General features: G+C 70.7%; 16 protein-coding genes. 7 read left to right on the forward strand and 9 right to left on the reverse strand.

Annotation, left to right across the window (positions count from 1 at the left end; all coding sequences use genetic code 11):
- Positions 1-332 precede the first annotated feature (332 nt).
- Entirely contained in the window at positions 333-1,388 is a 1,056-nt protein-coding gene (locus Acor_RS22315) for a saccharopine dehydrogenase family protein (RefSeq protein WP_155338658.1), read from the reverse strand.
- Positions 1,389-1,469: 81 nt separating this feature from the next.
- Here Acor_RS22315 and Acor_RS22320 point away from each other — a divergent pair, with 81 nt between their 5' ends.
- Positions 1,470-2,051 carry a TetR/AcrR family transcriptional regulator gene (locus Acor_RS22320; protein WP_155338659.1) on the forward strand — a complete coding sequence of 194 codons (582 nt, stop codon included), beginning with the start codon at positions 1,470-1,472 and terminating at the stop codon, positions 2,049-2,051.
- Between the two features lie 144 nt (positions 2,052-2,195).
- Here Acor_RS22320 and Acor_RS22325 read toward each other — a convergent pair whose 3' ends face one another.
- Positions 2,196-2,489 (reverse strand): hypothetical protein, encoded by a 294-nt coding sequence (locus Acor_RS22325; protein WP_155338660.1) that lies wholly within the window; start codon positions 2,487-2,489, stop codon positions 2,196-2,198.
- Between Acor_RS22325 and Acor_RS22330 the strand changes: the two genes are divergently transcribed.
- Positions 2,484-2,753, forward strand: a complete 270-nt coding sequence (locus tag Acor_RS22330) for a hypothetical protein (protein ID WP_155338661.1) — start codon at positions 2,484-2,486, stop codon at positions 2,751-2,753. The genes Acor_RS22325 and Acor_RS22330 overlap by 6 nt on opposite strands.
- Positions 2,754-4,205: 1,452 nt before the next feature.
- On the forward strand, positions 4,206-5,621 hold the full coding sequence (locus tag Acor_RS22335) for a xylulokinase (RefSeq protein WP_155338662.1): 1,416 nt from the start codon (positions 4,206-4,208) through the stop codon (positions 5,619-5,621).
- A gap of 71 nt (positions 5,622-5,692) precedes the next feature.
- On the opposite strand, the gene Acor_RS22340 is transcribed toward Acor_RS22335, so the two are convergent.
- Positions 5,693-5,914: a hypothetical protein gene (locus Acor_RS22340; protein ID WP_155338663.1), complete on the reverse strand. Its 222-nt coding sequence runs from the start codon at positions 5,912-5,914 to the stop codon at positions 5,693-5,695.
- 321 nt (positions 5,915-6,235) lie between these two features.
- The gene (locus tag Acor_RS22345) at positions 6,236-6,613 is read right to left on the reverse strand and encodes a hypothetical protein (RefSeq protein ID WP_155338664.1); all 378 of its coding nucleotides are present in this window, start codon (positions 6,611-6,613) and stop codon (positions 6,236-6,238) included.
- Positions 6,614-6,666: 53 nt separating this feature from the next.
- Here Acor_RS22345 and Acor_RS22350 point away from each other — a divergent pair, with 53 nt between their 5' ends.
- A complete protein-coding gene (locus Acor_RS22350) occupies positions 6,667-6,954 on the forward strand; it encodes a hypothetical protein (protein WP_155338665.1) in 288 nt (95 codons plus the stop codon).
- On the opposite strand, the gene Acor_RS22355 is transcribed toward Acor_RS22350, so the two are convergent.
- Both Acor_RS22355 and Acor_RS22360 read right to left on the reverse strand, forming a co-directional pair.
- Positions 6,940-7,833, reverse strand: coding sequence for a serine hydrolase (locus Acor_RS22355; protein ID WP_155338666.1), 894 nt, complete (start codon positions 7,831-7,833; stop codon positions 6,940-6,942). The genes Acor_RS22350 and Acor_RS22355 overlap by 15 nt on opposite strands.
- A complete protein-coding gene (locus tag Acor_RS22360; protein WP_155338667.1) occupies positions 7,830-8,723 on the reverse strand; it encodes a LysR family transcriptional regulator in 894 nt (297 codons plus the stop codon). The genes Acor_RS22355 and Acor_RS22360 overlap by 4 nt, the downstream gene beginning before the upstream one ends.
- A gap of 168 nt (positions 8,724-8,891) precedes the next feature.
- Here Acor_RS22360 and Acor_RS22365 point away from each other — a divergent pair, with 168 nt between their 5' ends.
- The gene (locus Acor_RS22365; protein ID WP_155338668.1) at positions 8,892-11,033 is read left to right on the forward strand and encodes a transglycosylase domain-containing protein; all 2,142 of its coding nucleotides are present in this window, start codon (positions 8,892-8,894) and stop codon (positions 11,031-11,033) included.
- Here the strand turns inward: Acor_RS22365 and Acor_RS22370 are convergent.
- Positions 10,960-11,385 carry a hypothetical protein gene (locus Acor_RS22370; RefSeq protein ID WP_155338669.1) on the reverse strand — a complete coding sequence of 142 codons (426 nt, stop codon included), beginning with the start codon at positions 11,383-11,385 and terminating at the stop codon, positions 10,960-10,962. The two genes, Acor_RS22365 and Acor_RS22370, sit on opposite strands and share 74 nt — an antisense overlap.
- A 98-nt stretch (positions 11,386-11,483) precedes the next feature.
- On the opposite strand from Acor_RS22370, the gene Acor_RS22375 reads away from it, so the two are divergent.
- On the forward strand, positions 11,484-12,446 hold the full coding sequence (locus Acor_RS22375; RefSeq protein WP_155338670.1) for a GlxA family transcriptional regulator: 963 nt from the start codon (positions 11,484-11,486) through the stop codon (positions 12,444-12,446).
- Here Acor_RS22375 and Acor_RS22380 read toward each other — a convergent pair.
- Together Acor_RS22380 and Acor_RS22385 are read right to left on the reverse strand one after the other, a co-directional pair.
- The gene (locus Acor_RS22380; RefSeq protein WP_155338671.1) at positions 12,375-13,259 is read right to left on the reverse strand and encodes a helix-turn-helix transcriptional regulator; all 885 of its coding nucleotides are present in this window, start codon (positions 13,257-13,259) and stop codon (positions 12,375-12,377) included. The genes Acor_RS22375 and Acor_RS22380 overlap by 72 nt on opposite strands.
- A 90-nt stretch (positions 13,260-13,349) precedes the next feature.
- Positions 13,350-14,438, reverse strand: a complete 1,089-nt coding sequence (locus Acor_RS22385) for an AbrB family transcriptional regulator (RefSeq protein ID WP_218034421.1) — start codon at positions 14,436-14,438, stop codon at positions 13,350-13,352.
- A gap of 208 nt (positions 14,439-14,646) precedes the next feature.
- On the opposite strand from Acor_RS22385, the gene Acor_RS22390 reads away from it, so the two are divergent.
- Positions 14,647-15,435 carry a neutral zinc metallopeptidase gene (locus Acor_RS22390; RefSeq protein WP_155338673.1) on the forward strand — a complete coding sequence of 263 codons (789 nt, stop codon included), beginning with the start codon at positions 14,647-14,649 and terminating at the stop codon, positions 15,433-15,435.
- Positions 15,436-15,606: the final 171 nt, after the last annotated feature.

A 15,606-nucleotide genomic window follows, 5' to 3' on the forward strand; every position in this document is an offset into this window, starting at 1 on the left:
TGCGCGACAGGGGGCTGACATATAGCGCGTTAGCGAGGAACGCGGGTTGAGTGAGATGCGTGCGAAACCGCTATCGGTTGATCTTGGTAGGTGGGCTGCTGTCGAGGTCAGTGGGGGTGTTAGCTCTTGTGGAGCATCGGAGCGTCGCTTTGGGAACGCGCCGATACTCAGAAGTGCGGGCAGAGGTGCTGCTTTCGGTCCACGGGCTGTCGCTGCCTTGCCGGTATCGCTCGTAGAAGCCCTTGGCATGTCGTGCCCTTGATGGACATGCTCACCGAGACCTGCCTGCAGACGGGCTGCCTGAACATTCTCACCCCGGTCGGGACCGCCCTTTAGTCCGTGACCACGAACTCGGCGCCGGCGGCCAGCGCCACCTCGGGGCCGAAGAGCCTGGCCGGGGTGAACGCGCCGGGGTGGCCCTCGCCCTTGGCCAGGCGCTGGGCCACCTCGGTGACGGCGCCGACCGTGAACGCCATGCCCTCGCCGGTGCGTAGCCAGCCCTCACGCACGCGACCGGACGGCCATTCGACTCGGGCGCGGGCCCAGGACGATCGGCGCGGGCGTTCCTTGGCCGTGGTCGTCGTGATGCGGGCCAGCCGCCGAGTGGCGAAGCCGGCCAGGCCGGGCAAACGCAGCACGCGAATGATCGCCGGCAGAGCCGCTCGGACGGCCGGGCTGGCCGGGACGAGGGCCGAGGCGCCGATCACCGACGGGGCGCCGCTGGCCTGCCAGGCCGCGAAGAGCTCGCCGCTGCCCAGGGAAGCGGTGGTGACCACGTCGCCGTCGGGGGTGGTCAGTCGCTCGGCGGAGCCGCCGGCCCGGGCGCGTACCATCCGGCCCTGCCGCACCTCGCGGCCGCCGTCGAGCAACGTGTGCACGATGGTGGCGGCCAGGGCTTCGCCGAGGGCGCCGGGTTCGATCGCGACTGAGGCGACGGCGTCGACGCGTACGCGCGAAGGCTTTTCCTCGCCCGCCAGCAGATGCAGCAGGATGCTCTCGGTCGCGAGCACGCCGAAGCCCGCTCCGGAGACCAGCGTGCGGCCGGTCGCCGCCGCCTCCCGGTCCATGCCGTGGAGCAGTTCGAACGCGCTCAGTTCGTTGGCGACGTCGAGGTAGTGGGTGCCTGGTGGGCAGGCGCGCGCGACCTGCGGCGCCGTGACCGCAAACGGGCCCACCGTGTTGATTACGACGGTCGGCGCCTCGGTGGCCAACCGTGCGCAGACCTCCTCGAGCGAGCCGGTCACGGCCCGGGCGTCCGGACTCATCTGGGTCAGCCGCTCCCGATTGCGGCCGGCCACCACCACCTCGGCGCCCGTCTGCTGCAGACGCTCCACCGCCTCCCGGCCGACCCGTCCGGTCGCGCCGAGCACCCAGATATCACCCGTCATGTTCGCCTCCATCAGTCATGGCACGTCGTGTCATCACTATCGCATGGCACGACATGACGTGTCATCACTAGAATGTGCCGCATGGGTCGATGGCAGCCGGGTGCGCGAGAACGGCTCGAGCAGGCCGCGCTCGATCTCTTCCTCGAGCAGGGCTTCACCGAGACCACCGTGCCGCAGATCACAGCGCGGGCCGGACTCACGACCCGTACGTTCTTCCGGCACTTCGCCGACAAGCGTGAGGTGCTGTTCGCCGGCGAGGAGTCGGTGCCCGAGCGGGTGGCCCGCCTCATGGCCCAGGCCCCGCCCTCGCTCGGCCCGATGGAACTGATCACCGAAGGCCTGGCCCCCGCCGCGGCCGAGATCTTCCAGGGCCGCAGCCTCGACTACCTGCTACGCCGACGGGCCGCGATCGACGCCGAACCCGCCCTGCATGAGCGCGAGCTGCGCAAGTTCTCGCTGATGTCGGCGGCTCTGGAGCAGGGCTTCCGCGACCGCGGCGTCGACGACTTGACCGCCCAGCTGGCGGCCGAGATCGCCGTGACCGCGTTCCGGATAGCGGTGACCCGCTGGCTCAACCAGCACGGCGACCCCGACCTCCCGGCCACCATCAACCAGACCCTGGCGGCGATGAGGCATCTGACGAATACGCCGTCGCTTGGTTGAGGGGCAAGAAGCCATGGGCCAGGGCTGTCGAGGACAGGCATTCAGACACTTTCGACATCCGACGTCGCCAGAGCTCCCCACCCAGGCCGACCTCGAAGACGCCGGCAACCGACCAGTAGGGCACCGCTGGTTCGTCCAGGGCCCCTACATCGCCGACGGGATCGCCGCCGACACCCTCATCCAGCTGGCCCAGATCGACGACACCACGCTGTCGCCCCTCGACCTGGGCGAGCCCTGCCCGCAACCGACAGCGACAGCGATGTCGGCGGCGTCGTGCCCTTCATCGGGGAACTGGAGCGTCAGGTCTCCCGCGCGGTGCGCGGGGAACAGGATCGGCTCAAACGGCAGCCGCTGCCCGGACGCACCGGGGTGTGCGCTGTGCGGCCGGCACTTCGAACGTGGCCTGCTGGTGGCCGCGCACATCAAAAGCGCATGCACTGCTTGGAGGAGGAGCGCCGCGACCTGGCCAACATCGCCATGCTGAACTGCGTCCTGGGCTGCAACGCCCTCCACGAACACGGCTACATCGCCGTCGGCCACGGAGGCCAGATCTTGATCAGTGACGCCGCGCTCACCAGCGCCGGCCTGGCCCGGCACATCGGCCAGTTCCTCAAAGGCCGCACCGCGCCCTGGTGGAACCAGACCCGCGAGCCGTACTTCGCCTGGCATCGCATCCGCACTTTCAAAGCCGACATTCCCTGACAGGCATTCGGCGGCGCCCCACAACCCCGAGGAGGCGCGTCCCGCCGGGCGGCCATACGCCCGCCCCCGCCACCTCCCGGCGGGCCGGAACGCGCGCTTACAGGTGACCTCCAGCGGGCGGGCAAGGCTCCCAGCTCAGGTAGCGGCCGGGAGTTCTTGTAACCCTCCAGGTGGGATTCGCAACTGGACCAGCGACGGCCGATACGGTCGATGACGGTGTACCTGATCTCCTCGACACAAGGGTCGTCGGGGCCGTTTCCGCCCCAGGTGCAGCGGCTACGACTGACCCGGCCGGGCGCGAAGTCGCCCGGATCCCACGGCTTGATGTGCGCGGCTTCCATCCCAGGCTCCTCAGCAGGGTCGTAGCGAGTCATCGGGCGCGGCGTCGGCGGCCGAGTCAGGTCCGTACTGTAACCAAGGGTTGAGTGCCATCCGGTGTCGGCGCGAGGTGGCGCGAAGGTGTGGAGAGGTGAGTGCCAGCGCTCGGTTGTCCTTGCCGGCGTGGAGGTGGTCCAGCCAGCGTTCGTACCAGCTCAGGAAGTCGGCTGCGGAGGAGAAGCCGGGCCCCAGAAGCCGTCGGCGTTTCCGGTGAGGACGCGACCGGTGAGCGGGCCTGTGATCGCGAGCAGACACATGTCGGTGCAGCCCATCTCGACGATGTGCAGGAACGTCGCCTTGGTCTCCGCTTCGGGCCCGCCGGAAGCCGCGTGGGCCTTCTGCGGACTTTGGAGGGTTCATAGTGTGCAGCGAGCACTCCTCCAGCGCGATGAGGCCGTAGAAGGGTGCGGCGCCGGTGCCGCCGAGGTGGACAAGGAACTGCTTGTAAGCGCGGGGAGTTTGATCCGGTGCCCGGACTCAAAGGAGGCGACGCGTGCGGGAGGAAGCTTGGGGCCCAGGCGGTACTTGTGGTGTTCTTCACCGAAGGAGTGACTGCGCTGCGGCTGGAAGGGCGGCGCGGCCAGCTTGCGGCGCAGCCGGGGAACGCGAGGGTCCATGGCGCTTCTTTTCTCGTCCGCCGCAGGCTACCGTTCTCAGTCGGGCCTGGCGTTTGAAAGCCGCAAAGCCAGTGGAGGACCTCCACCTGGCTATGAAGGTGTGGATCTCACTTACAAAGCCCACTGACTATGTGGCCGGTCAGGCGCAGGTCGAGCCGGCGTTGTCGGCGTACGTCGACCGAAGACGTGCTGGCTGCCAGGCAGTTGTTGACGTCGCTGATGATCAGCTTCGGTAACCCGCTGCGGGCTGCGTCGTGATCTTGACAACACACCTGGCGCAGCCGAAATAATTCAGCCACTCGACAAATAAACCCAAAGCGTTCTAGAGCTTCGCCCCCAGACACGGTCGGCGCCGAGGGCTTCGGATTCAACCAGCTCGCCGTCAACCACCTGGTCCGCGGCCCCCGCTGACCAACCGCGCCGCCTGACCCGCAGCAGAACAACCCCCGGAGGACCGGTGCCCCTCGTCGCCGGGGTCGACTCGTCGACCCAGTCGTGCAAAGTCGTCATCCGCGACGCCGAGACCGGGAAGCTGGTGCGCGAAGGTCGCGCACCACACCGCGCCGGCACCGCCGTGCCGCCGGCCGCGTGGGAGGCCGCGCTGTCCGACGCGGTCGCGCAGGCCGGCGGACTGGAGGACGTAGCGGCTGCCTCGATCGCCGGGCAGATGCAGGGCATGGTGTGCCTGGACGCCGGCGGCGCGGTGATCCGGGACGCCGTGCTGTGGAACGACACCCGCTCGGCCGGCGCCGCCGCCGACCTGATCTCGGATCTCGGCGGCGGTGCGGCGGGACAGCGAGCATGGGCGGAGGCGGTCGGCCTGGTACCGGTGGCCAGCTTCACCGTCACCAAGCTGCGCTGGCTGGCCTCGGCGGAGCCGGACAACGCCGCCCGTACAGCCGCGGTGTGTCTGCCGCACGACTGGCTGACCTGGCGACTGTCCGGCGCGCCGGGGCTCGATGCGCTGCGCACCGATCGCAGCGAGGCCAGCGGGACCGGATACTGGTCGGCCGCGACCGGTGAGTACCGCCTGGACCTGCTCCGGTTGGCGTTCGGTCGCGACGATGTGCTGCTGCCCCAGGTGCTCGGGCCGACCGGTCAGGCCGGGCACCTGCGCACCGGCGCGCCGCTGGGCCCCGGCGCCGGTGACTGCGCCGCAGCGGCGCTGGGTGTCGGTGCCGAGTCGGGCGACGTGATCGTGTCGATCGGCACCTCCGGCATAGTGTCCACCGTTTCCGACGTGCCGGCCGCGGACCCGAGCGGGATCGTGGCCGGGTACGCCGATATGACCGGCCGGTTCCTGCCTCTGGTGTGCACGCTCAACGCCGCCCGGGTGCTGGACGCGGCCGCGACCATGCTGCGAGTGGACCACGCAGAGCTGTCGGCGCTGGCGCTGTCCGCACCGCCGGGCGCCGACGGGCTGGCCCTGGTGCCCTACCTGGAGGGCGAGCGCACACCGAACCGCCCGCACGCCACCGGAGCCGTGCACGGCCTGACCCTGCGGACCTCGACCCCCGCGCACCTGGCCCGCGCGGCGGTGGAGGGCATGCTGTGCGCACTCGCCGACGGGTTGGACGCGATGATCGCGCAGGGCATGACGGTCAACCGGGTCATCCTGGTCGGCGGCGGCGCCCGCTCGGAGGCGGTGCGCCGGATCGCTCCTACAGTCTTCGGCCGCCCCGTGCTCGTCCCACCGCTGGGGGAGTACGTCGCCGACGGCGCCGCCCGTCAGGCGGCCTGGGTGTTGTCGGGCGGGCAGCGGCCGCCATCGTGGACGGTCGGGCAGGTTGAGACGCACGAGGCGGGCGCCGTGCCGGCGATCCGCGAACGGTACGCCGTGGCCCGCGCGAACGTCCTGGACCGCGCTGGCTGACGGCGGCAGAGGCCCCGGCCGTTGCCGGTCGGGGGCTCTGCCGTGTCGGGCGCGGTGAGATCCCCGGGCGCTCAGGAGGCGTTCTCCGTTGGCCAGGGCAGCGGGTTGGGGGCAGGCCGCGCGTCGTCGCCGGCGCCGAGTAGTTGTCGTCCGGGCTGCCGCCATTCCGGGTCGTGCGCGATGGTGATCGCGTCGTCGAGTTCGGCGGTCGGCAGGCCCTCGTCGACGAGTGAGGCGATCAGTTCCGGGCCGCATTCGGTGCACAGCGGGCAGGCTTCCAGATGGGTGACCATCAGCCGCACGTCGGCGGCGCTGTACCGGCTCCGTCATGCCTCCGAACCTTCCTGCGCGTCGGCGGCCGGGCGCGGGTGGCCGGGCGCGGGTGGCCGGGCGCGGGTGGCCGGGCGCGGCCACCTCCTCCAGGCGGGCCAGGCCCTCATGGGCGTGGGTGAGGTGCTCACCGGCGGTCTCTGCGGCGGTGCCGCCGGTCAGCCGCTTGGGCGGCCCCGCGGGCGGATGCGGCGAGCTGACGGGCGGCGGCGACCGCGGGAGGGGTGGTCCGCGCAACCCTCCCGGAGGTGTCCCCGGAGAGGGCCGGGGACACCTAGGGGCGGTCAGAACTCGCCGTCGGTGGCGATGTGCATGTTGACCAGCGTGTTGGCGTTGCCGGTGTTCTTGGCGCACACCGTGTAGTCGCCCGCGCCCGGGAACGGCGGCACGCTCGTCGAGGTGAGCCCCTGCACCCAGCCGGTGACCCGGCCCGGGGTCGCGTACGCCAGGACGCCGGACCGGTAGATGAAGAACTTCGCGCCGTCTCCGGTGGCGGTGCCGTCGCCCTGGACCTTGGTGCCGGCGTACTGGCCGACGCAGGCGACGCTGCCGGGGGTGAGCGTGCCGCCCCAGCCGGCCAGGGCGTGGGCGGGCGAGGCGGTGGTGAGCACGCCGGCTCCCGCGGCGAGCGCGGCGAAACCGAGGGCGATACGACGGATCATGGTGTGACTCCTTCGAGACGAAGTGCTTGAGTCCCGAAAGCTAGGTGCGCGGCGTGGTCGCTTCCGAGACCACTCCGCGCCCGAAAACGGCCCGATCCTGGTTCAGATGCCCCGCGGAACCGGAACAGCCGTCGCTCACCGATGGCCTGGAGGCCGCCGAGGCGGCCGGAGAGTTCTCCTGCGGCGCCTGCAAGACCTACCAAGTCCCCATCCGCCACATCGACGAGCTGACCCGGCTGTCCTTCCACACCTTCCCCGACGCCGACCCCCTCACCCGAAACGAAACCGCGGCCACCATCGCGCGGGAGATCAGCCACCCCCGGGCTCTACCGGTGCCGTAGGTGATCGCGGAGGGTGCGGGCGACCTGCGCCATCAGTGCCTCGGCCCCGGGCTGGCTGATGGCGGGGACGCGGGACTCGGTGAGTACGGCGACGCCGAAGCACTGGCCGTCGGCGTGCTCGACGACGCCGACCTCGTGGCGCAGGTTCAGCAGTGTTCCAGTCTTGGAGGACCACCTCGACGCGTCGGAGCTGAAGTCGGGCGCCAGCCGGTGCCGCAGGACGTTGTCGGCCATCAGGCTGCGCACGCGCGCGGCGACATCCGCGTCGATCGGAGACGGCGTCCACAGCGCCTGCACGAGTTCGAGGAAGGCTCGCGCGGTTCCCGAATTGGCGTGGGTGATGTCGAGTTGCGGGACACGATGGCCGCGTCCGGCCGTGCCGGCTTCGATGGCGAGGAAGTGGGCGAGGTGGCTGTCCTCGGGGTCGAGGCGTTCCACCGGAGTCTCCATCAGTTCCTGCATGGTGTGGCGTACGGTGATGCCGCGCAGCCCCAGGCCGTGCAGGATCGCCGCGACCTCGGCCGGTGGGGTGAGGGCGAACAGCGCGTCGGCCGCCGTGCCGTCGCTGACGGCGGTGCTGAGGTAGAGCAGGTCGTCGACGGCGACGCAGGCCGGATGCCGGAACTTGCTCAGCCCGGTCGGGCCGGGCGTGGTGATGCCGCCCGGTTGCACGAGGACGCGCGCCGAGCCGTCGAGTTCGCCCCTGCGGATACGTTCGAGCGTGGCGAGGGCGAGGGGGACCTTGACCAGTGAGGCGATCGGGAATTCGAGGTCGGGCTCGATGCCGAGTTCGTCGCCGGAGCGCAGGTCGCGGACCAGGAACGAGCCGCGCAGCCCGGCGTCGTCGAGGGTGCGCCGGAGCTCGCGGATCAGTTTCACGTCGTCTCCTCGTTCGGGTCGCCCGCGCCGAGGCAGCGGGCGATGGCGGGCCACAGCCGGGTCTTGATGCGTTCGGCGTCGTCCCCGACGGCGGCGGCGATGCCGAAGCCGCGGACGGGGTCGATCTCGCCGACGGGACGCCAGTGCAACCCCAGTTCGACCGCCTGCCCCGGCGAACACAATAGGAGGTCCTCGGAACCGAGGACCTCTGCGGTGGCGGCGGTGAGGGTGGCCGCGACGCCGACCTGGGCGGGCTGGAGGCCGACGGCATCCCGGGTACGGAACATCCGGTCGCGGATGTGGGGGACGTCGTCCTCGGGCTGGATCCAGATCCGGCGCCGCCGCGACGACCGGGTGGCGCGGCCGGCGCGGAGGGTTTCGACGTAGACGGTGCGCACCGGGAGGTCGTCGGTGGCGGCGAGGCCGAGCCGTACCGACCAGGTCGCGTCGCCGGCCGGCACGGCCACCAGGGCGGCGCGGACCTCGCGGGAGCGGACGAGTTCGGCGCGTTCGGCCGGGGCGGCGGGGTGGAGGTCGAGGTGCACGCCGTTCCGGCGGGCCTCCGCGGCGAGCCGGGCCAGGTCGCGGACCGGGCAGGCGTCGGGGACCGCGAGGCGGAGGGGACTGAGCCGGGCCTGTTCCGCCTCGTGTTCCATGTCGTCGGCCAGCCGGACCAGACGCTGCGCCGACGGGAGCATGTCGCGGCCGAACTGGGTGAGTATCGCGCCGCGCGAGGACCGGTCGAAGAGTCGTTCGCCGAGCAGCTTCTCCAGGGCGGCGATCCGGCGGCTCGCGACCGACTGCGGCACCCGGGTGGCCGCGGCGCCCTCGGTGAAGCTGCCCCGCTCGCTCACGTTGACGAACGCCCGCCAGGCGCCGAGGAGGTCCACGACCACAGATTATGTTATTTCAGCATTGAACCCTCCATTTCAGTCTTTGACGGCATTTATTCAGGACGCGAGACTTCCCTCTCATCCGATCCGCGACGGAGGTCCGCCATCGATGCCGGTCATGTCGAACACCAACCGCAGGGTCGCCCGCGGCCTGGGCAGGCTTTGATGGCGCGCCGGAACGTGCTGCGCCTGGCCGGGGCGGCGATGGTGGCCGGGCTGCTGGCGGCCGGGCTCGCGCTTCCGGCGGTGGGCGGCGCCGGGGCGGTGATCGTGGCCGCTTCCGACGAGCTGAACCTGAACCCCGCCGAGCTGGTCGAACCGCCGCTGGCGGAGACGACGACGGTCCTGGACGCGCGGGGCAAGAAGATCGCTCAGTTCTACGACCAGTATCGCGAGGTCGTGCCGCTCGATCGGGTGGCCGAGGTGATGAAGACCGCGATCATCTCGATCGAGGACTACCGCTTCTACCAGCACGGCGCGCTGGACCTGGAGGGCACGCTGCGCGCCCTGGCCGGAAACCTGAGCTCCGGCCAGGTCGGCCAGGGCGGATCGACCATCACCCAGCAGTACGTGAAGCAGGTCCTGCTGAACGCCGCCACCACCAGGCAGGAGCAGGAGAAGGCGCTGGAGACCAGCTACACCCGCAAGCTCAACGAGCTGCGCTACGCGCTGGCGGTGGAGGAGAAGTACACCAAGGACCAGATCCTGGAGAAGTACCTCAACATCGCCTACTTCGGGGCGGGGGCCAACGGCGTACAGGCCGCGGCCAAGAGGTTCTTCGGGGTTTCGGCGGCCCGGCTGAGCCTGCCGCAGGCGGCCACGCTGGCGGGGGCCGTGCAGTTGCCGACCAGCACCGACCCCGAGGGCGGCCGGGAGAATCGGGCGCGGCTGCTGGAGCGGCGCAACGTCGTGCTGGATCGCATGGCCGAGCTGGGCGAGATCACCCCGGCGGAGGCGGCCAAGGCCAAGGCCGCCAAGCTCGGTTACAAGGGCGTCCCGCTGCCCGGGGGGTGCGAGGCCAGTCCGTACCCATATTTCTGCCTGTACGTGTACCACGAGGTGCTTAACGACCCGCGTTTCGGCGAAACCAGGGAGATCAGGGAGCGGGCCCTCAAACGCGACGGCCTGACGATCAGAACGACGCTGGACCCCGGGAAGCAGGCCGCGGCCGAGCAGGGCATCGCCAAGTGGGTCGGCCCCACCGACAACGCGGTCGCGGCGCAGGCGCTGGTCGAGCCGGGCACCGGGATGATCAGGGCGATGGCGGCCAGCCGGAAGTACGGCACCTCCGCCCGCAAGCACGAAATGTCGTACAACCTGGTCGCCGACTCCGCGCACGGCGGCAGCGGCGGCTTCCAGGCGGGCTCGACGTTCAAGACCTTCACCCTGCTCACCGCGCTGGCGCAGGGCATGCGGGCCGACGACGGCTTCACCGTGGGCAGCGGCTACCGCGCCCCCGACTACGCCGCATTCAAGACCTGCGCCGGCGGGAACATCGGCGACCCGACGCACACCGTCACCAACGACGAGGGCTCACCCGGCTTCAAGACGCTGCGGACCGGCACCTGGGGCTCGGTCAACACCTTCTTCATGGAGCTGGAACGCCAGGTCGGGCTGTGCGCGACCGTGCAGACCGCCCGGTCCCTGGGCATCAAGCGCGCCGACGGCAAGAAGCTGGAGGAGTACGAGACCTTCACCCTCGGCGTCAACGAGATGGACCCGGTCACTGTGGCCACCGCCTACGCCGCCATCGGGGCGCGCGGCAAGTACTGCGCGCCGCTGGCCATCAGCCGGGTCACCGACCGGAACGGCGCGGCGACGGACTACCTGCCGAAGTGCCGTCAGGCGCTGGATCCGCAGGTCGCCGACGCCGCGGCGGACATCCTGTCCGGGGTGTTCACCAACGGGACGATGAGCGCCGTCGGCGGGATCGGCCGGGACGCGGCCGGGAAGACCGGCACCAACGACGACCAGTCGAGCGCGTGGTTCGCCGGGTTCACTCCGGATCTGGCCGGGGCGGTGAGCATCGGCGACCCGCGCGGGGCGATCGCGCACAAACTCAACAACGTCACCATCGGCGGCAGGTACTACGGCGCGGTCTTCGGCGCCACCGTCCCCGGCCCGATCTGGCGGGACACCATGATCGCCGCGTTGAAGGGGGTCCCGGCCACCCCCTTCACCCCGATGGACACCGCTCGCTTCGGCGGCTGCGGTCAGTACTGCGGGCAGCCGGTCACGAAGGACGAGAGGGCTGATGAGCGCAACCCGCGTACTCGTCGAGACGGTGGAACATGGCCGCCAGCATGAGCGGGAACATCGCCACGTGCGCGGCCACCATCAGCGTGCCGCCGTCGATGAGGCCCAGCCACAGCATGGGGAAGAGCGGCACGATCGGGACGAACATCGCCGCGCACATCTCCAGCGTCGACGCCCAGCCGTGGCCGCGGATCCGCATCCACACGGCCATGCCGACCGACATGTTGAACGCCATGATCAGGTATCCCAGCTCGGGGTACTCGCGGTGCGAGACGCCGAGGCCGAGAACGTCGAGAAGGGCGCCGAGCACGAACATCCCGGCGAACATCGCGATGATCATCTCGGCGTAGTGGAGGGCGAACCTGCCCCACCGGCGGCCGGTCTTCGGAGCTGTCGTCGTCATGCCCCGACTGTGTCCGTGGCCCAGGATTCGCGCCAGGGAGGCCGGCCGGAGTGGTCCGAAACCTTGGGATCCTCGTCCATCGGACCTACAGTCGGGGTATGGAGACGCGGCGGGTGGTCGTGGTCGCGTACGAGGCGGTGGGGCTGCTCGACCTCGCCTGCGTCACCTCGACCCTGGAGGAGGCCAACTGGCAGGGCGCCGCGCCGTACTACGAGGTGCGGGTGGCCACCCCCGGCGGGCACGCCGTCACCTGCGGCACCGGCCTGACCGTCCAGGCCCAGCAGGCGCTGGAGCGGATCACCGGGCCGCTCGACACGCTCCTGGTCTCCGGCGGGATCGGCCACGAGGACGCCGCCGCCAACCCGCTGATCGTCGCCCACGTCCGCAGGCTGGCCCGCGAGAGCCGCCGCGTCGCCTCCGTCTGCACCGGAGCGTACGTGCTGGCCGCCGCCGGCCTGCTCGACGGGCGGCGCGTCACCACGCACTGGCAGCAGGCGCGCACCCTGGCCGCCCACTTCCCCCGGGTCACCGTCGACCCGGCCCCGATCTTCATCAGGGACGGGAACGTCGCCACCTCCGCGGGCGTCACCGCCGCCCTCGACCTCGCTCTGGCCTTCGTCGAGGAGGACAACGGCGCCGAACTGGCCAGGACGGTGGCCCGCAACCTGGTCACCTACCTGCAACGGCCGGGCAACCAGGCGCAGATGAGCATGTTCGTCAGCGCCCCCTCCCCGGCCAACGACCTGGTCAAGCGCACCACCGAGTACATCACCGGCAATCTCGCCGCCGACCTGACCACGCCCGCCCTGGCGACCGCCGCCGGCGTCAGTGACCGGCACCTGACCCGGCTGTTCCTCAAGCATCTGGGCCTGCCGCCCGGCCGGTTCGTCCGGCAGGCCCGCACGGAGGCCGCCGCCCACCTGCTGGCCGCCACCTCGCTGCCGCTGGCGTCCATCGCGGCCCGGTGCGGCTTCGGCACGGCGGAGACGCTACGGCAGGCGTTCCTCGGGCGGTACGGGATCCCGCCCTCCCGCTACCGGCTGACCCAGAGCGCCGGCTAGCGCGCAGAGCTTCTCCGCGGACGGCGAGCTGGGCGCGGCGGTGTAGACGATCAGGTACAGATCCGGGTCGGCGGTCGGCGCGAACGACTCCCAGTTGAGTGTCATCACGCCCACGTCGGGATGATGGAAGCGCCTGGTGCCGTACGTGCAGTACGTCACGCGATGCGCGGCCCAGTACCGGACGAACTCGGGCGAGCACGCGGTCAGCTCGTCGACCAGCTCCCGCGGCCGGGGGTTGTCGCACAGGCTCAGCGCGCCCCTGAGCCGGGCAGCCGACTCCACCGCGAACGCCTCCCAGTCCGGGAAGACGCTCCGCGCCTTGGGGTCGAGGAACACCCAGCGGGTGAGGTTGCGCTCGGCGCGCGGCATGGCGTCGAAGTCATGGATGATCACCTTGGCCATCCGGTTGACGGCCACCACGTCCAGGACCGCGTTGTACAGGGCGGCAGGCACCGGGTCGAGCATGTCCAGCATCATGCGCAGCGACGCCCTCGGCCGGACCGGCGTGGGCACCGGCGCGACCGCCTCGGCATGCCTGGTCTTGATCAGTTCGCGCAGGTGGCGGCGCTCCTCGGAATCCAGCCGCAGGACCCCGCCCACCGCGTCCAGGACCTGGTCGGAGACGTTGCCGATCCGTCCCTGCTCCATCCGGGTGTAGTAGTCCACGCTGACCCCGGCGGCCAGCGCCAGCTCCTCGCGGCGCAGCCCCGCCACCCGGCGGCCGTTGGCGCGCCAGGGCAGGCCCACGTCCGGCGGGGTCAGGCGCGCCCTGCGAGAACGCAGGAACTCACGCAGCTCGTCCTGGCAGCCCATCCGGCCATTGTCGCATATGCGCAGGTAGAGACATGATCATTCTCGCTGGGCGGCGGGTGTCGAGCTTCGGCCGCCACGCCGCCCTGGCCCTCACCGAACGTCTCCACGGCCCGTGACGGATGAGGCCCGCCCGCGGGTGGTCAGGCGGATCAGGACAGGTGCCAGTAAGGCCATCTCGAAGAGGCGGAGGCTCTGGACGCTGGAGATCAGCGGCAGGTTCGCGTGGGCGGAGGAGGCCGTCGCGAGAACCGCGTTGATGCCGCCGGGGGTGGTGGCGAGATAGCTGTCCCCGAAAGGGATGTGGGTGAACACGGACAGCGTCCAGGCGAGGGCCGCGCACGCGGCGCTGATGGTCACCGTACAGACCAGGGCGGCCGGCAGGATCCGGCGCAGGCGCCCGATGGCCTGCCGGGAGAACCGCAGGCCCACATCGAGTCCGATCATGGTGAACAGCAGGGTGCGGAGGATCCCGCTCGGCGCGAATCCATGCGCGAGGCCGGTCGCGGTGACGACGCCGGACACCAGCATGGGGCCCAGCATGGCCGGGCTGGGCAGTCTCAGGCGGGAGCCCAGGAACAGGCCGAGGAGCGCGAGGGACGCGAGCACGACCAGGCCCTCCACCTGGTTCGGGCCGCTGACCAGCTGCCAGGCGCCGCCACCGGCAGCGCCGCCACCGGCTGCCGCCCGCGGCGGGAGAGTGATCCAGTTCAGCAGGACCGGCGTGCTCGCCATGACGAAGCCCAGCCGCAGGTACTGCATGAACGCCACCATGCGGCCGTCGGCCTTCAGATCTTCCGCCGACGCCACCGCCGCGGCCGACCCACCGGCGATCATGCCGAGCGTGGCCGTGGCCCGGTCCATCCCGCCGAACCGGACCATCGCGTACGCGGCCACCTGGCACAGCAGGAGCGTCGCCAGGGTCACCGCGGCCAGCGGCGCGATCGATCCGGCCACACCGCTCAGCGCGGGCACATCCAGGTAGGTCCCCATCAGCACCCCGAGCAGCACCTGCGAGCCCCGGTTGAGCGGGCCGGGCGGGTGGTGGCGGACCAGCCCGGTCAGCGCGATCACCAGCCCGAGCAGCAGGGGAATCAGCATGTGCGGCGACGGCACGGCCGGTTCGCCCAGCTCCCCGGCCAGCACCATGATCGGCAGAACCGCCGTCCACGCGACGAACACGCCGACTCGCCTGACATCGCCCCCGAGGGCCCAACCCACACGCAAGCCCTGTCGCCTCCCGCGATGCCGAGCTGAGGTCAGGCAAATGACGAAGATCGCAATGGAGCCGGGGGCGTCCGTCCGCCGCGGCCCTGCTCCATCGAACGTAGCACCGGCCCGGCAGTGCCCGACGCCCGCCGGCGCGCGACCAAGATCCTAAGATGTCCGCATGCGCCTCTCCCCCCTCATCGCCGCCTGCGCACTCTCGCTGCCACTGTTATCCGGTACGGCTGCCGCGAGCTCCTACCCCGTCAAGGACCGCACGCTGACCCACAACAAGCTCTACCGGAGCGGCCCCCTCAAACCAGCCGCCTGCATGGTGGACGTGATGCGCCGGCATTTCGACCCCCCGGTGTCGAAAACATACGGCCAGGCGGTCCTGGACTGCGTCAACAGCGTCTGGGCCGCCTACGCGAAGAAAGCGCACCTCCCGTTCGCCAAGGCCAGAGTCACGTTCACTTTCGAGCGCCGGCGCTTCTGCGGCTCCCCGTGGCCGGAGCACGCGGCGGCGTTTTACTGTTCCGCCGAACGGCGCATGGTAATCCTGCTCAACAGGGTTACCGTCGACGAGCCCTGGGGCCTGCACTTCCTGAGCACCATCACCCATGAGTACGGCCACCACATTCAAACCATCACCGGAATAATGCGGGCCCACGACAACCATCCGATCCGGGGAACGCGCGAACAGAAGGAACAGTCCCACCGCCTCGAACTCCAGGCCGAGTGCCTGAGCGGCATGATCATGCGCAGCATGTGGCCCGCCCTGGACAGCACGCAGACCGAGTGGGACGACCTGGTCGACAAAACCAAGGCGGGCGCCGAGTACTACGAACGAACGTACAAGATCAACGACCACGGCAAAGGCCGCAACCTCGCCTACTGGCTCGAACGAGGCTTCCAGACCCCGTCGCCGTCCTCCTGCAACACCTGGACGGCCCCACCCGCCAAAGTGGCCTGACGCGCGGCCTGCTGGACTACGACACCTGAAGGCCCAGATCCCCCTCGTCCCGAACCGCGAGGCGTGGGACGGCAAGTCGGCCTGATCACCGACTCCGCCTCGGCCTGCTCGACCTCGGCTGGGGAGCGGAGAAGGTCGGCCAGCAGCTCGGCGGCGGGCTCGGCGTCACCG

Source organism: Acrocarpospora corrugata (genome assembly GCF_009687845.1).
GTDB classification, from domain to species: Bacteria; Actinomycetota; Actinomycetes; order Streptosporangiales; family Streptosporangiaceae; genus Acrocarpospora; species Acrocarpospora corrugata.

Excerpts from the sequence above, each read along its gene's own strand:
- Acor_RS22315 (WP_155338658.1), bottom strand. The coding sequence starts at position 1,388 with ATGACGGGTGATATCTGGGTGCTCGGCGCGACCGGACGGGTCGGCCGG.
- Acor_RS22320 (WP_155338659.1), top strand. The coding sequence starts at position 1,470 with ATGGGTCGATGGCAGCCGGGTGCGCGAGAACGGCTCGAGCAGGCCGCG.
- Acor_RS22330 (WP_155338661.1), top strand. The coding sequence starts at position 2,484 with ATGCACTGCTTGGAGGAGGAGCGCCGCGACCTGGCCAACATCGCCATG.
- Acor_RS22340 (WP_155338663.1), bottom strand. The coding sequence starts at position 5,914 with ATGGTCACCCATCTGGAAGCCTGCCCGCTGTGCACCGAATGCGGCCCG.
- Acor_RS22345 (WP_155338664.1), bottom strand. The coding sequence starts at position 6,613 with ATGATCCGTCGTATCGCCCTCGGTTTCGCCGCGCTCGCCGCGGGAGCC.
- Acor_RS22365 (WP_155338668.1), top strand. The coding sequence starts at position 8,892 with ATGGCGCGCCGGAACGTGCTGCGCCTGGCCGGGGCGGCGATGGTGGCC.
- Acor_RS22370 (WP_155338669.1), bottom strand. The coding sequence starts at position 11,385 with ATGACGACGACAGCTCCGAAGACCGGCCGCCGGTGGGGCAGGTTCGCC.
- Acor_RS22375 (WP_155338670.1), top strand. The coding sequence starts at position 11,484 with ATGGAGACGCGGCGGGTGGTCGTGGTCGCGTACGAGGCGGTGGGGCTG.
- Acor_RS22380 (WP_155338671.1), bottom strand. The coding sequence starts at position 13,259 with ATGGGCTGCCAGGACGAGCTGCGTGAGTTCCTGCGTTCTCGCAGGGCG.
- Acor_RS22390 (WP_155338673.1), top strand. The coding sequence starts at position 14,647 with ATGCGCCTCTCCCCCCTCATCGCCGCCTGCGCACTCTCGCTGCCACTG.